The following is a 13,604-nucleotide window of genomic DNA, read 5'->3' on the forward strand; positions in this document are numbered from 1 at the left end:
CAGCAGCCGGGTGAGCGACCGGGAGGTCTTCGAGTACGCCCTGCTCCGGGTCGTGCCGCGGGTGGAGCGCGGGGAGTGCATCAACGCGGGCGTGCTCGTCTACTGCCGGGCCAAGGGCTACGTCGGCGCCCGCACCCACCTCGACGAGGCCCGGTTGCTGGCCCTCGACCCTGAAGCGAACGTGGCGGGAGTGCGGGCCGCGCTGAGCGCCGTCGAGGGGGTCTGCGCGGGCGGCGCGGCGGCCGGGCAGGCGGCGCGCGACGACGCCGGACGGCGCTTCCGCTGGCTGATCGCGCCCCGCTCGACGATCGTCCAGCCCGGGCCCGTGCACACCGGTCTGACCACCGACCCGGCGGCCGAGACCGAGCGGTTGCTCGACCTCCTGGTGAGGTAATGGATCACATGCACCCGGTGTGCCGTTGACACCGGGTGCCAGGGCTTCTAGCGTCACGTCTGCTGAAGGTACTAAGCGGTCGCTCACCTGTCGGGCGTACCGTGGGAGCCGCAGACTTTCCGAAGGTGTTCCAGGCTTTCCAAGGGCGAGGAGAACCAGCAATGTCCACCACTGAGCAGCGGGTCGCCGTCGTGACCGGCGGTGCGCGCGGCATCGGCGCCGCCACCGCCGTACGACTGGCCGCCGAGGGCCGTGCCGTCGCGGTGATCGACCTCGACGAGGCCGCGTGCAAGGACACCGTCGAGAAGATCACCGGCGCCGGCGGCAAGGCCATCGCCGTCGGCTGCGACGTCTCGGACGAGGCGCAGGTCGAGGCGGCAGTCGCGCGCATCGCCGAGGAGCTGGGCGCGCCGACGATCCTCGTCAACAACGCGGGTGTGCTCCGCGACAACCTGCTGTTCAAGATGAGCGTCTCCGAGTGGGACACCGTCATGAACGTGCACCTGCGCGGAGCCTTCCTGATGTCGCGCGCGGTGCAGAAGCACATGGTCGACGCGAACTTCGGCCGGATCGTCAACCTCTCCTCGTCCTCCGCGCTCGGCAACCGCGGCCAGGTGAACTACTCCGCCGCCAAGGCCGGTCTCCAGGGCTTCACCAAGACCCTGGCCAAGGAACTCGGCAAGTTCGGCGTCACCGCCAACGCCGTCGCCCCGGGCTTCATCGCCACCGAGATGACCAAGGCCACGGCCGATCGGGTCGGGATGGGCTTCGAGGACTTCAAGGTTGCGGCCGCCACCCAGATCCCCGTGCAGCGCGTGGGTGAGCCCGAGGACATCGCCAACGCGATCGCCTTCTTCACGGGCGACGCGGCCGGATTCGTCTCCGGCCAGGTGCTGTACGTGGCCGGCGGACCGCTCGACTAGGGCCCGGGAGAACACGGACATGACGGAACTGCCCGAACTCTCCGGCAAGGTCGCCCTCGTCACGGGCGCCAGCCGCGGCATAGGCTACGGCGTCGCCGAGGCGCTCGTCGCCCGCGGCGACCGGGTCTGCATCACCGGACGCACCGAGGAGGCCCTCAAGGAGGCCGTCGAGAAACTCGGCGCCGACCGCGTCATCGGTGTCGCCGGCAAGGCCCACGACGAGGCCCACCAGGCGATCGCCGTGGAGCGCACCATGGAGGCCTTCGGCCGGGTCGACTTCCTGGTCAACAACGCCGGGACGAATCCGGTCTTCGGCCCGATCGCCGACCTCGACCTGAACGTGGCACGCAAGGTGTTCGAGACCAACGTCGTCTCGGCGCTCGGCTTCGCCCAGAAGACCTGGCACGCCTGGCAGAAGGACAACGGCGGCGCCATCGTCAACATCGCCTCGGTGGCCGGCCTGTCCGCCTCGCCGTTCATCGGCGCCTACGGCATCAGCAAGGCCGCCATGATCAACCTGACGGTGCAGCTCGCGCACGAGTACGCGCCCAAGGTGCGGGTCAACGCGATCGCTCCCGCCGTCGTGAAGACCAAGTTCGCCGAGGCCCTGTACGAGGGCCGGGAGGCGGAGGCCGCCGCGGCCTACCCGCTCGGCCGGCTCGGTGTGGCCTCGGACATCGGCGGCACCGCCGCGTTCCTGACGTCCGACCAGTCCGACTGGATCACCGGCCAGACGCTCGTCGTCGACGGCGGGATATTCCTGAACGCCGGCGTCGGATGAGCTGAGCGACCGGCACGGGCGCCCATGGACGGAAGGGTCGCCCGTGCCGACGTACACGAGACATACAGACACATGACAACGTCGTCATGGACGCGCTGATCACAAGCCCTCCACGAACCCCGTCCCGTAGGCCGAAGGCTGCGGTAGGGTCTGCCGCCAAACTGGAATGGCAGATCGAGGAGTGCGCGCGTGTTCAACCGGAACCGTTCTCTGCGTCGGCTGGCGGCGGTCACGTCCCTGTCTCTCGTGGCCGGCTGCGGTGCGCTCTCCTCCGGTTCCTCCGAGGATCGAGGACCGATCGTCGTGGGCACCACCAGCGCCCCCAGCACACTGGACCCGGCCGCGTCCTGGGACGGCTCGTGGGAGCTGTTCCGCAACATCTACCAGACCCTGCTCAGCTACCCGACCGGTGCGTCGGTGCCCCAGCCCGACGCCGCCGACTACTGCGCCTTCACCGACGCGACGAACCTCACCTACCGCTGTGTGCTGCACAAGGGCATGACCTTCTCCGACGGGGCGGTGCTGGACGCGCGCGCCGTGAAGTACTCCATCGACCGGATCCGCGGGATCAACGTGCCGGGCGGTCCCGCGGGCCTGCTGGGCAGCCTCGACCGCATCAGCACGCGCGGCGACCGGGAGGTCGTCTTCCACCTCAACAAGCCCGACGCCACGTTCCCCTTCGTGCTGGCCACCCCCGCCATGTCCATCGTCGACCCCGACGACTACCCGGCCCACGCGCTGCGCAAGGACGACAAGGTCTTCGGCTCCGGCCCCTACAGCCTGAAGTCGTACGAGGAGGGCAAGCAGGCCGAACTCGTCCGCAACACCCGCTACAAGGGTTTCGCCGGCCTCCACAACGACGCGGTCACCATCCGCTACTTCCAGGACTCGGGCGCGATGGTCTCCGCGCTGCGCGAGAAGCAGATCGACGTCACCTACCGCGGTCTCGCCGCCCCGGACATCGTCTCCCTGCAGAGCAAGGCGTCCAAGGAGTCGCTCCAGCTCATCGAGGGCGCGGGCACCGAGATCAGCTACCTGGTCTTCAATCCGAAGGACCCCTGGGCGGGAAAGCTCGCCGTGCGCCGCGCCGTCGCCCAGATCGTCGACCGCCCGGCGATCGCCCACAAGGTGTACAAGGACACCGTGGACCCGCTGTACTCGATGGTGCCCAAGGGGCTCACCGGACACACCACGGGGTTCTTCGACGACTACGGGGACCCCAATACCTCCAAGGCGCGCAAGATCCTCCAGGATGCGGGCATCACCGGACGGGTGCCGCTCACCCTCTGGTACACCACCGACCGCTACGGCTCCGAGACCGCCCCGGAGTTCCAGGAGCTCAAGAGACAGCTCGAGAACTCGGGCCTGTTCACCGTCACCCTCAAGAGCCGCCCCTGGAAGACCTACGAGGCGGGCTACCGCAAGGGCGAGTACCCGGTGTTCGGGCGCGGCTGGTTCCCCGACTTCCCGGACGCGGAGAACTTCATCGCCCCCTTCGTGGGCGAGCAGAACGCGCTCGGCACGCCCTATCCGGCGCCGAGGATCACCGGGGTGCTGTTGCCGGAATCCCGGCGTGAGAGCGACCGCGCCAACGTGGTCAAGCAGTTCGAGCAGGCCCAGCAGATCCTCGTCGACGACGCCCGGCTGCTGCCGCTGTGGCAGGGCAAGCAGTTCATCGCGGCCAGCGAGGACATCTCCGGCGGGGAGCAGGCACTCGACCCGTCGACGATCATGACGATGTGGCAGCTGTCCCGTAAAACCAGCTGGTAGACCGGGTACCGGGCAGGGTCCGGGCGCCGGTTGTCAGTGGTCGCCTGTAGGTTCTTGACCTGGAAGTGACCGCACATCGGAGGAAGTTGACGTGACCGACATCGCCATGCTGCCGGAGTCCTGGCGGGGCGTTCTGGGCGACGAACTGCAGCAGCCCTACTTCAAGGAGCTGACGGAGTTCGTCGAGGAGGAGCGCGCCAAGGGTCCCGTCTACCCTCCGCGTGAGGAAGTCTTCGCCGCGCTCGACGCCACGCCGTACGACAGGGTGAAGGTGCTCGTCCTCGGCCAGGACCCGTACCACGGCGAGGGCCAGGGACACGGTCTGTGCTTCTCCGTGCGCCCCGGGGTGAAGACCCCGCCCTCGCTGCGGAACATCTACAAGGAGATGCACGAGGAGCTGGGCACGCCGATCCCGGACAACGGCTATCTGATGCCCTGGGCCGAGCAGGGCGTGCTCCTGCTGAACGCGGTGCTCACGGTGCGGGCCGGCGAGGCGAACTCGCACAAGGGCAGAGGCTGGGAGAAGTTCACCGACGCGGTGATCCGGGCCGTGGCCGGCCGGCCGGATCCGGCGGTGTTCGTGCTGTGGGGCAACTACGCACAGAAGAAGCTGCCCCTCATCGACGAGACGCGGCACGTCGTCGTCAAGGGCGCGCACCCCTCGCCGCTGTCCGCGAAGAAGTTCTTCGGATCGCGTCCGTTCACGCAGATCAACGAGGCGGTGGCCCGTCAGGGACACGAGCCGATCGACTGGACCGTTCCGAACCTGGGGTGAGACGGCGCGAGGCGGCGCCGGACCGGTCCGGCCCGCCCCGCCACCGGTCGCCCCGTGTCGTCACCGGCTTGGCGCAGCGCCCTGCGGAGCCGCCTGAGCGTGATTGTCGGCGGGGGCGGCTAGCGTCGTGGTGACGGGCGACGAGCGTGGAGGACGCGGTGGCGGAGCGACAGGGGCAGACGGCGCCGGACGCCGTGATGAGCCGGATCGGTCAGGTCGTCATGCTGCACCACGGCGGCGACCGCGAGGAGGCCCGGGACCGCTTCCTGGGGCTGTGGGCCGAGATCGGCGAGGACGGCGACCCGCTGCACCGCTGCACGGTGGCGCACTACATGGCGGACACACAGGACGACCCGGCGGACGAGCTGGCCTGGGATCTCAGGGCACTGTCCGCCGCCGAGGAACTGAGCGACGAACGCCTCGGCCGGCACGACGGGGTGCTCGCCGTCCGCGCGTTCTTCCCGTCCCTCCATCTGAACCTGGCCGCGGACTATGTGAAGCTGGGCCGCTGCGACGCCGCCCGCACCCATCTGCACCGGGCGCGCGGCGCGGCCGGCGCACTCGGCGACGACGGCTACGGTGACGGCATCAGGTCGGCGATCGCCCGCCTGGAGCGGCGGCTCGCGACGGAGACACCGACGAACAGCCCACCCGAGCCCGGACCCCCGGAGGGCCCGGGCGGAGAGACCCTGGGCCCGCCGAGACGGCGGTCGTGAACGCCGGGTATCGCCGGCCGGACGAGGCGGGCCGACGGCCGTACGGGGCTCTCGGCGCCGCGTCCGATCACCGGCCGTAGGTGCTCCCACAGAGGTCCGCCTCCGGGCTGCCCGGCCGCCACCCCCCGTATCTGCGGCCGAGCGCGCATACGTCCGGGTTCCGGGAAAGCCCCTCCGGGACCGCCGGCGGCACCTCGCCGCGCTGCCCGGGACGGTCACGCCCCGGCTGCGCGGGCGCCGGCCGACGGTGCGGGGCGGCCGTCCGTACGGGGACCGGCCGGGGAGTGCCGCGCCGGGCGGTGTCCGGGGCGGACGCAAGGCGGGAGGGCCCCACCATCTCCAGCGCCTCCCGCGCCGGGGCCTGCACCACGCGCGGCTCCACGCTGCCGTCCGCCCGCGGTGCCGAGGACTGGGACGGCGCCCGCGGCGCGAGCGGAGCGGGCGGCCGCTGGACGGTCACACACCCGGTGAGCGCCGAGACGGCCACGGAGACCAGGAGCGTTGCAGTCGTCGTCGTTCGATGCACTCGCGCAACTCTGCTGCCTCCGGGCGGGTTTCGGGGATGGACGGGCGCAGGATGCCCCGCACGGGTGACCTCCGTCCCCGGCGGCCCGTCGATCCGTCGCCACCGGCGAACTCCGGTCGGCGCCCCGTCCCGTAGGCGGCCGTATGCTTCCGGCGAGGCACCCGTAGGCAACCCCAGGAGACGCCCCGTGAAGGTCGGCTGCATCGGACTCGGTGACATCGCGCAGAAGGCGTACCTGCCGGTGCTCGGGGTGCAGCCGGGAATCGAACTGCACCTGCAGACCCGGACCGCCGCGACCCTGCACCGCGTCGCCGACGGTCTGCATCTGTCCCCACAGCAGCGGCACGCCGGTCTGGACGCACTCCTCGACCAGAACCTCGACGCGGCGTTCGTCCACGCGCCCACCGTCGCCCACCCTCAGATCGTCGCCCGGCTCCTGGAGGCGGGCGTGCCCACCTACGTCGACAAGCCCCTCGCCTACGAATTCGCCGACTCCGAACGGCTGGTGCAGCTCGCGGAGGACCGGGACGTCAGCCTCGCGGTGGGCTTCAACCGGCGCTACGCACCCGCGTACGCGCAGTGCGCCGATCACCCGCGCGAGCTGATCCTCATGCAGAAGAACCGCATCGGACTGCCCGAGGAGCCCCGCACCATGATCCTCGACGACTTCATCCACGTCGTCGACACGCTGAGGTTCCTGGTCCCGGGGCCGGTGGACGACGTGACGGTACGCGCTCGCCTCGAGGACGGACTGCTGCACCATGTGGTGCTCCAGCTGGCCGGCGACGGGTTCACCGCGCTCGGTGTGATGAACCGGCTCAGCGGTTCCGCCGAGGAGATCCTGGAGGTCTCCGGGCAGGACACCAAGCGCCAGGTTCTCAACCTCGCCGAGATCATCGACCACAAGGGCCAGCCGACCGTGCGGCGGCGCGGGGACTGGGTGCCGGTGGCCCGGCAGCGCGGGATCGAGCAGGCAGCGCTCGCCTTCCTCGACGCTGTCCGGGCCGGCAAGGTGATCAGCGCCCGTGACGCACTGGCGACCCATGAGCTGTGCGAGCGGGTGGTAGGTGCGGTGCAGGAGCGCCCCGCCGTCCTCTGAAAGCCCGGACACCCTCCGTGGCGAACAGCGCGGCGATCACCAGCAGGGCTCCGTGCACCGGCCAGTCGCCGTAGCGGACGTAGGGCGTGATGCCGTGGGCGAGCGGCACGTCGTAGACCTCCGACGTGCTCCGGCTCGTCCCCAGCCAGGAGCCGACGCTCTCGCCGCCCGGCCCGTAGACGGCCGAGACGCCGGTCAGCGTGGCATGCACCATCGGGCGGCCGGTCTCCGCGGCGCGCAGTGCGGCCAGCGAGGCGTGCTGCTCCGGGGCCCAGCTGTGCTGGAACGTGGACGTTGAGGACTGGGCGAGCAGCAGCCCGGCGCCGTCCTCGGTGAGATGGCGGCTCATGTCCGGGAAGGCGGACTCGAAGCAGACCATGGGGCCCACGCGCAGTCCGTGACCGGCGCTCATGACCACCTGTTCGGTGCCGCGCCTGCGGTCCTCGCCGGCCGCCCTGCCGACGGAGGTGGCCCAGCCGAGCACGGACCGCGCCGGGATGTACTCGCCGAACGGGACGAGCCGCATCTTGTCGTAGCGCTCGCCCGTCGGGCCGTGCGGGCCGACGAGCACGGAACTCTTGTAGATGCCGGGGTGGTCGGAGCGGCGGGCATCGACGTTGACCAGGATGTCGGCCTTCACCAGCCGGGACAGCGCCGCGATGCGGCCGGCCAGGTCGGGCCGCTGCGCGAGATCGAAACCGACGCTGCTCTCGCCCCACACCACCAGGTCCACGTTCTGCCCGGCGAGCCGCCTGGTCAGCTGCTCCTCGCGCTCGAACCGTCTGTTGCCGCTGTCCGTGCCGTCTATGACCCCCGGCTGGACGACGGCTATGCGCACCCGCCCGTCCAGGTCCGGGCGCGGCGACCAGGCCCATGCCGCCGACGCCGCCGCGGCCGTCACCACGAGCCCGGCCACGGCCGGGATGCGCGAGGCACGCACCGCCACGAGCATCGCCAGGGCGATGTTGACGCCGACGACGAGGAGGCTCAGCAGCCATACCCCGCCGATCGAGGCCAGCCGCAGTGCGGGCTCCACCTGCCACTGACTCGAGCCGAGCAGTCCCCAGGGGCCACCGAGCCCCTGCCAGGAGCGGACGAGTTCGACCATCAGCCAGCCGGAGGGCAGCACGAGGAGGGCGGCGCCGAGCCGCCCCGGTGAGGGCACCCCGCCCAGGAACCGCCGCACCAGCAGGCCCCAGGGCGCCCACAGCGCCCCCAGCAGGGCCGCGATGACGAACGTGAAGACGTTGAGACTCGGTAGCAGCCAGTGGTGCACGGCGGTCATGAAGCCGAAGCCGCCGAGCCAGCCGTCATAGGCGGCCCGCCTGGCGGTCGGCGCGGACCGGACGAGCAGGATCCACGGGACCAGAGCGACGTAGGCGAACCACCACCAGGAAGGCGCGGGGAAGGCGAACACCGGCAGCGCACCCGCGAGAACGGCGCCGGTACCGCGCCACCAGCGCGAGGCGAGCCAGTCGTCGGGCATTCTCATGCGGCGCATCCCTCCCCGGTGCATGTCTCCAGTGTGCGCGCCGGGGAAGATCTCCGACAGAGGGCATGAGGGCCCGCGGCGGCGCGGGGCGGCTCAGCTGACAGGGTCCTTCGGGGCCTGGCCGGAAACGGTGCGCCACTTCTCCTGGACGACCACCTCGCGCAGCCGCCACCCGTCCTGCGTCCGCAGCAACGCGAATGCGTACCGGCCGCCGCAGACGAAGTCCGGTACCGACGGGCCGCCCTCCGCGTCCGCGCCACGCATCGGATTGACGTAGTCGGCCCGGACCCCGGCGGTGTCGCCGACGTCTTGTGCCAGGGCGCCGAAGCGCACGCGCCGGTTGACGATCAGGTGCTGGCGCACCGGGAACAGCCGCATGGCCTTTTCCAGCCATCCGGCGACCTGACCGGCGTCGCCCTCGATGCCGCCGGCCGAGCGGTAGTCGGCCCGCCCGTCCGGGGTGAACAGCTCTCGGTACGCCTCCCAGTCACCGTCGTCCACGGCCGCCGCGTACTCGGTGACGAGTCCGTCGACAGCCAGGCGGTCCATCACGGTCGCGAGCTCCACACGCTGGGTCATCGGCTCAGTGTTGGGGACGCGGCCGCCGCAGCCAAGGGGCGTGCGCGGGGTTTCGGGGGGTCCGGGCAGGTGCCCGGGGCACGGACGGCCGGCGCGGGTGGGGCCCGGGTGCGGCGCCGTCGTGGTCGCAGGACGGGGGCACCCGGCTCCCGCGCCGGCCGTGGCGTCGGGTGGTGACGTGTTGTCCGGCCGGTGCCGCGTCACCACTCGTCTTCGTGGTCGAGCACCCGGAAGCTGCCCGCGACACCGTCGTCGGGCCGGAACAAGTTGCCCCCGCCGAAGGAGTCGTCCTGGCGCCCGGTGCTAGGGACGACGCCGAAGGTGCTGCCGTGGGGACCGACGATGGCGACGGGAGCGCCGTTGTCGCAGGTGAAGCCCCGGTAGACCTCAACGATCTTGTTGCTGTCGTTGTCGATGCTGAAGCTGGTGGACCCCAGCCCGCTGGCCGCGGGGACGCAGCCTTCCGTGGCGGCGGAGTACGTCCGTTCGTTGAAGTGGATCCACCCGTGCTCCCTGTGGTCGCGGTCGTGGTCGTTGCCTCGCCGACCGCCCTCGTCCCGGTTGCCGCTCGTCACGCGTGCGGCGCTTTCGTCCGGAGCCGCGGAGTGGGCGTCCGGTTCGGCCTGCGGGGCGGCGGCGTGCGGGGCCGGGTGGGCGGCGTGCGCGGCTTTCGGGGCCGCGTGCTTCTCGGACGGGGCCGCCTCGGTGGATCCTACGGTCGAGGCGTAGGTGATCCCGGTGGTGGCGAGGACCGCTGCGCTCACCACGGCGGCGGTCACGGCGAAGGTACGCGTGGGCATGTCACTTCTCTCTTTCGCAGAGGCGCCGGCCGGGCAGCCGAACTGCGATGAAAGTACTGACAGCCCCTCATAACTGTCATATCGGACAGGCGCCCGGTGTGATGGCACAGGGCCGATCGGACGTATGTCCGGCGTGGCGAGTCGACGGGTGCCTGACGGCCTTTCACCGCGCGTCCCGGACGCGGCGGCACGCCGATGTCCTCACCGTGGCCCCTGGGTGCGCCTTCAGGCCGCCTCGATGACCTCACCGCGCATCGCCGCAGCCCACTCCACGACCAACAGCTCGTACTCCGCACGCTCTTGAGCCGACAGAGAGCCGCCCGAGCGCAGCCACAGCGCGCGGATCCGCTCGTTTAAGTCGTCGGCAGACCGCACGGAACCAGGGGTCTGGGAATCGGGGGACATGCGGGCAAGCCTAGGGGGAAGCGGTGACAGCGCGCCACCGCGCGACTGCGCACACCGTATGTGTTCGGTCACGGTCGACTTCGCGCGCCGCGGTGGAGGATTCCGACAGGGCCGGAAGGTCAGCCCGCCGACTCGGCCGCGTGCGGGCTGAGCACGCCCGCCGCGACCAGTGCGACGATGGCGATGCCCAGCGCGATGCGGTACCAGACGAACGGCATGAAGCTCTTGCTCGAAATGAACTTCATGAACCAGGCGATGACGGCGTACCCGGACACGAACGCGATGACCGTGGCGAACAGCGTGGGCCCCCAGCTCACATGTCCCGTCTCCGCGGCGTCCTTGAGCTCGAACGCACCCGACGCCAGGACGGCCGGAATGGCGAGCAGGAAGGAGTAGCGGGCAGCGGCCTCGCGCCGGTAGCCGAGGAACAGACCGCCGCTGATGGTGGCGCCGGACCGGGAGACGCCGGGGATCAGGGCCATCGCCTGGCAGACGCCGAAGACCAAACCGTCCCTGACGTCGAGATCGCTCAGCGTCTTGCGCTGCTTCGGCAGCCGGTGCCGGCCGCCGGCCTCGTCACGCGCCGCCAGCCGGTCCGCGACCCCGAGGATCACACCCATGACGATCAGCATGGTCGCCGTGACCCGCAGATCCCGGAAGGGGCCCTCGATCTGTTCCTTCAGGGTCACACCGAGCACCCCGATGGGTATGGAGCCGACGATCACCAGCCAGCCCATCCGCGCGTCGCGGTCCTGCCGCATCTTCTTGTCGAACAGCGAACGGAACCAGGCGGAGAGGATGTTCGCGATGTCCTTGCGGAAGTAGATCAGCACCGCGGACTCCGTGCCGATCTGCGTGATCGCGGTGAAGGCCGCTCCCGGGTCCGTCCAGCCCGCGAAGGCCGCGGTCAGCCTCAGATGGGCACTGGAGGAGACGGGGAGGAATTCGGTCAGCCCCTGGACGAGTCCGAGGATGAGGGATTCAAGCCAAGTCATGGAGTGATCGGGTCCAAGTGCTGATCGTGGAAGCGACGGCGGGCACACCGGGCCGCGGCATGCCGGGCGGCGGCCGGTGATCAAGTGTTGGACGGCAGCGTAGCGCTCCGGGATGACCATGCCATCACCGGGGCTTTACCAGCGCTTGGGGAGACCGGGAGGCAGTGCCCCGGGTTGCCGGCCTGCACTCGGTCGGCACACCTGCGCCGAAGGCGGCCGAAATCGGCGTCGCCCCGGGCTGCGGCGGACACCGGAGTCGGGTGGGTGACTGCCGGGTCGGCCGGGGCGGCCGTCCACGCCGGGGACCGGAGCCGGCCGGCCGAGTTCATCGCCCCGGTCCTGGGCCTGGTGGTGGGTGCCCCGATGGGGTCCCTCCCGCCCGTCGACTTCGGCAACGGTGTCACGTACTGCGCCGACCCCCGCCACACCGGGCCGGGCAGGACGAACCCTCCGTTCGGCGGCTGCGGGTGCCTACTTCGACGACCCGGACGGCCACAACACGGAGATCATGACCGCCCCTGCGTGCGCCCCTGGCTCTCGCCCGGGGCGGGGTGTACCGCCCGTGCGGGGCCGCGTGCGTCGGCCTGGGCTGTGGCCGGTCCCGACACCGTCCAGCCCGGCGCCCGGGGGTGCGCCCTCAGGTCCTCGTGACGGACCTCCCCGCCACAGGCGGAGCAGGTGACGAGCGCAAGCAGCTCGTGGCCGCAGTTGTGCTCGATCACCATGGGGCGATCGTCGTCTCCCCGGAGATGGCGGTCGCCCCATGCCATGAGGGTCATCAGGGCCCCCTCGAGCTCCAGGCCCGCCGTCGTGGCCCGGTACTCGAAGCGCTGCGGGCGCTCGCTGTATCTCCTCTTCGCCAGGATCCCGCCGTCCACCAGGCGCTTCAGGCGCGCGGCGAGGACGTCGCGAGGGGCGCCGATGTTGCGCACGAGCTGGTCGAAGCGCCCGTTGCCCAGGTACACCTCGCGCAGCACGAGCAGGGAGTACTTCTCGCCGACGAGGGCCAGGGTGTCGGCGATGGAGCAGGGGCGCGGATCTCGGGTGGCGGCCATACACCCAGTCTAGGTGAGGGTTTGATTTTCAAACTCTGGCAGTTATGGTGGGTCCAGATTTCCTACTCACCAGTAATCGCCGCTCCGGCAGCACTGGGCAAGGAGGCCCGCACCATGCGTGACGCTGTGATCGTGGAAGCCGTACGCACCCCGGTGGGCAAGGGCAAGCCCAACGGCGCCCTCGCCCACGTCCACCCCGTGGAACTTCTCGCGCACACCCTGCGCACCCTCGTCGAACGCTCCGGCATCGACCCGGCGCTGGTCGACGACGTCATCGGCGGCACCGTCGACCAGGTCGGCGAGCAGGCCATGAACACCACCCGGTACGCCGTGCTGTCCGCCGGCTTCCCGGAGACGGTGCCCGCGACCACCGTGGACCGTCAGTGCGGCTCCTCCCAGCAGGCCGTGCACTTCGCCGCCCAGGGCGTGCTGTCGGGCGCGTACGACATCGTCGTGGCCTGCGGCGTGGAGTCCATGAGCCGGGTGCCCATGTGGTCGAACGTGCCCGCCGGAAAGGACCCCTTCGGACCCGGAGTGGCCGCGCGCTACCCGGAGGGCCTCGTACCTCAGGGCATCAGCGCCGAGCTGATCGCCGCGAAGTGGTCGATCACCCGCGAGCAGATGGACGCCTTCGCCGTGTCCTCCCACCAGAAGGCCGCGGCCGCGTGGGACGCCGGCCTGTTCGACGCGGAGACGGCGCCCCTGGAGGGCCTCACACGCGACGAGTCCCTGCGTCCGTCCACCACCGCCGAGGCGCTCGCCGGGCTCAGGCCCGCCTACCACGACCCGGGCTTCGCCGAGCGGTTCCCGCAGATCGAGTGGAATGTCACGGCCGGCAACGCGAGCCCGATCAACGACGGCGCCTCGGCGGTGCTCATCACCACCAGTGAGACCGCGGCCCGTCTCGGTCTGCGCCCGCTCGCCCGGCTGCACAGCTTCGCCGTGACGGGCTCCGACCCCCTGCTGATGCTCACCGGAGTCATCCCCGCCACGGAAAAGGTGCTCCACAAGGCGGGTCTGGCGCTGGGCGACATCGACCTCTTCGAGGTGAACGAGGCCTTCTCCAGCGTCGTCCTGGCCTGGCAGCAGGAGACGGGCGCCGACCTGGCCAAGGTCAACGTCCACGGTGGGGCCATCGCCATCGGCCACCCGCTGGGCGCGAGCGGCACACGGCTGACGACCACCCTGGTGCACGCGCTGCGCGCGCGAGGGGCCCGGTACGGACTGCAGACGATGTGCGAGGCGGGCGGACTCGCCAACGCGATGATCCTCGAAGCGGTCTGAGGTCTGTCTT

General features: G+C 70.9%; 14 protein-coding genes and 2 pseudogenes. 9 read left to right on the top strand and 7 right to left on the bottom strand.

Annotated features, from left to right (window positions below):
• The first annotated feature begins 10 nt into the window (after positions 1-10).
• The 6 genes from ABZ876_RS24370 to ABZ876_RS24395 all read left to right on the top strand — a co-directional run bounded on the left by ABZ876_RS24370 (position 11) and on the right by ABZ876_RS24395 (position 5,359).
• Complete coding sequence (locus tag ABZ876_RS24370) at positions 11-394, top strand: DUF3037 domain-containing protein (RefSeq protein ID WP_361785416.1); 384 nt, start codon at positions 11-13, stop codon at positions 392-394.
• Positions 395-555: 161 nt separating this feature from the next.
• On the top strand, positions 556-1,317 hold the full coding sequence (gene fabG, locus ABZ876_RS24375; RefSeq protein WP_361784931.1) for a 3-oxoacyl-ACP reductase FabG: 762 nt from the start codon (positions 556-558) through the stop codon (positions 1,315-1,317).
• A 19-nt stretch (positions 1,318-1,336) separates the two neighbouring features.
• Positions 1,337-2,098, top strand: a complete 762-nt coding sequence (locus ABZ876_RS24380; protein ID WP_361784934.1) for an SDR family oxidoreductase — start codon at positions 1,337-1,339, stop codon at positions 2,096-2,098.
• A gap of 189 nt (positions 2,099-2,287) precedes the next feature.
• Positions 2,288-3,868, top strand: coding sequence for an ABC transporter substrate-binding protein (locus tag ABZ876_RS24385; RefSeq protein ID WP_361784937.1), 1,581 nt, complete (start codon positions 2,288-2,290; stop codon positions 3,866-3,868).
• A gap of 91 nt (positions 3,869-3,959) precedes the next feature.
• Complete coding sequence (ung, locus tag ABZ876_RS24390) at positions 3,960-4,643, top strand: uracil-DNA glycosylase (protein ID WP_361784940.1); 684 nt, start codon at positions 3,960-3,962, stop codon at positions 4,641-4,643.
• Between the two features lie 158 nt (positions 4,644-4,801).
• Complete coding sequence (locus ABZ876_RS24395; protein WP_361784943.1) at positions 4,802-5,359, top strand: hypothetical protein; 558 nt, start codon at positions 4,802-4,804, stop codon at positions 5,357-5,359.
• Between the two features lie 67 nt (positions 5,360-5,426).
• Here the strand turns inward: ABZ876_RS24395 and ABZ876_RS24400 are convergent, their stop codons facing one another.
• Positions 5,427-5,885, bottom strand: coding sequence for a hypothetical protein (locus tag ABZ876_RS24400; protein WP_361784946.1), 459 nt, complete (start codon positions 5,883-5,885; stop codon positions 5,427-5,429).
• Positions 5,886-6,072: 187 nt separating this feature from the next.
• Here ABZ876_RS24400 and ABZ876_RS24405 point away from each other — a divergent pair, with 187 nt between their 5' ends.
• Positions 6,073-6,984, top strand: coding sequence for a Gfo/Idh/MocA family oxidoreductase (locus tag ABZ876_RS24405; RefSeq protein ID WP_361784949.1), 912 nt, complete (start codon positions 6,073-6,075; stop codon positions 6,982-6,984).
• On the opposite strand, the gene lnt is transcribed toward ABZ876_RS24405, so the two are convergent.
• From lnt to ABZ876_RS24430, 5 genes are all read right to left on the bottom strand, one after another.
• Positions 6,902-8,476, bottom strand: a complete 1,575-nt coding sequence (lnt, locus tag ABZ876_RS24410; protein WP_361784952.1) for an apolipoprotein N-acyltransferase — start codon at positions 8,474-8,476, stop codon at positions 6,902-6,904. The two genes, ABZ876_RS24405 and lnt, sit on opposite strands and share 83 nt — an antisense overlap.
• A gap of 93 nt (positions 8,477-8,569) precedes the next feature.
• The gene (locus ABZ876_RS24415) at positions 8,570-9,055 is read right to left on the bottom strand and encodes a nuclear transport factor 2 family protein (protein WP_361784955.1); all 486 of its coding nucleotides are present in this window, start codon (positions 9,053-9,055) and stop codon (positions 8,570-8,572) included.
• Between the two features lie 200 nt (positions 9,056-9,255).
• Positions 9,256-9,855, bottom strand: coding sequence for a hypothetical protein (locus ABZ876_RS24420; RefSeq protein ID WP_361784958.1), 600 nt, complete (start codon positions 9,853-9,855; stop codon positions 9,256-9,258).
• Positions 9,856-10,080: 225 nt separating this feature from the next.
• Complete coding sequence (locus ABZ876_RS24425; protein WP_361784960.1) at positions 10,081-10,260, bottom strand: hypothetical protein; 180 nt, start codon at positions 10,258-10,260, stop codon at positions 10,081-10,083.
• 119 nt (positions 10,261-10,379) lie between these two features.
• Positions 10,380-11,255, bottom strand: a complete 876-nt coding sequence (locus ABZ876_RS24430; protein WP_361784963.1) for an undecaprenyl-diphosphate phosphatase — start codon at positions 11,253-11,255, stop codon at positions 10,380-10,382.
• Between the two features lie 264 nt (positions 11,256-11,519).
• Between ABZ876_RS24430 and ABZ876_RS24435 the strand changes: the two are divergent.
• Positions 11,520-11,787, top strand: a pseudogene (locus tag ABZ876_RS24435) (VOC family protein); the annotation flags it as partial.
• A gap of 55 nt (positions 11,788-11,842) precedes the next feature.
• On the opposite strand, the pseudogene ABZ876_RS24440 reads toward ABZ876_RS24435, so the two are convergent.
• Positions 11,843-12,310 (bottom strand): annotated as a pseudogene (locus tag ABZ876_RS24440) (helix-turn-helix domain-containing protein); the annotation flags it as partial.
• Positions 12,311-12,424: 114 nt separating this feature from the next.
• On the opposite strand from ABZ876_RS24440, the gene ABZ876_RS24445 reads away from it, so the two are divergent.
• Positions 12,425-13,594, top strand: coding sequence for a thiolase family protein (locus tag ABZ876_RS24445; RefSeq protein WP_361784966.1), 1,170 nt, complete (start codon positions 12,425-12,427; stop codon positions 13,592-13,594).
• The last annotated feature ends 10 nt before the right edge of the window (positions 13,595-13,604 follow it).

It is taken from the genome of Streptomyces sp. NPDC046931 (assembly GCF_040644655.1).
GTDB lineage: Bacteria > Actinomycetota > Actinomycetes > Streptomycetales > Streptomycetaceae > Streptomyces.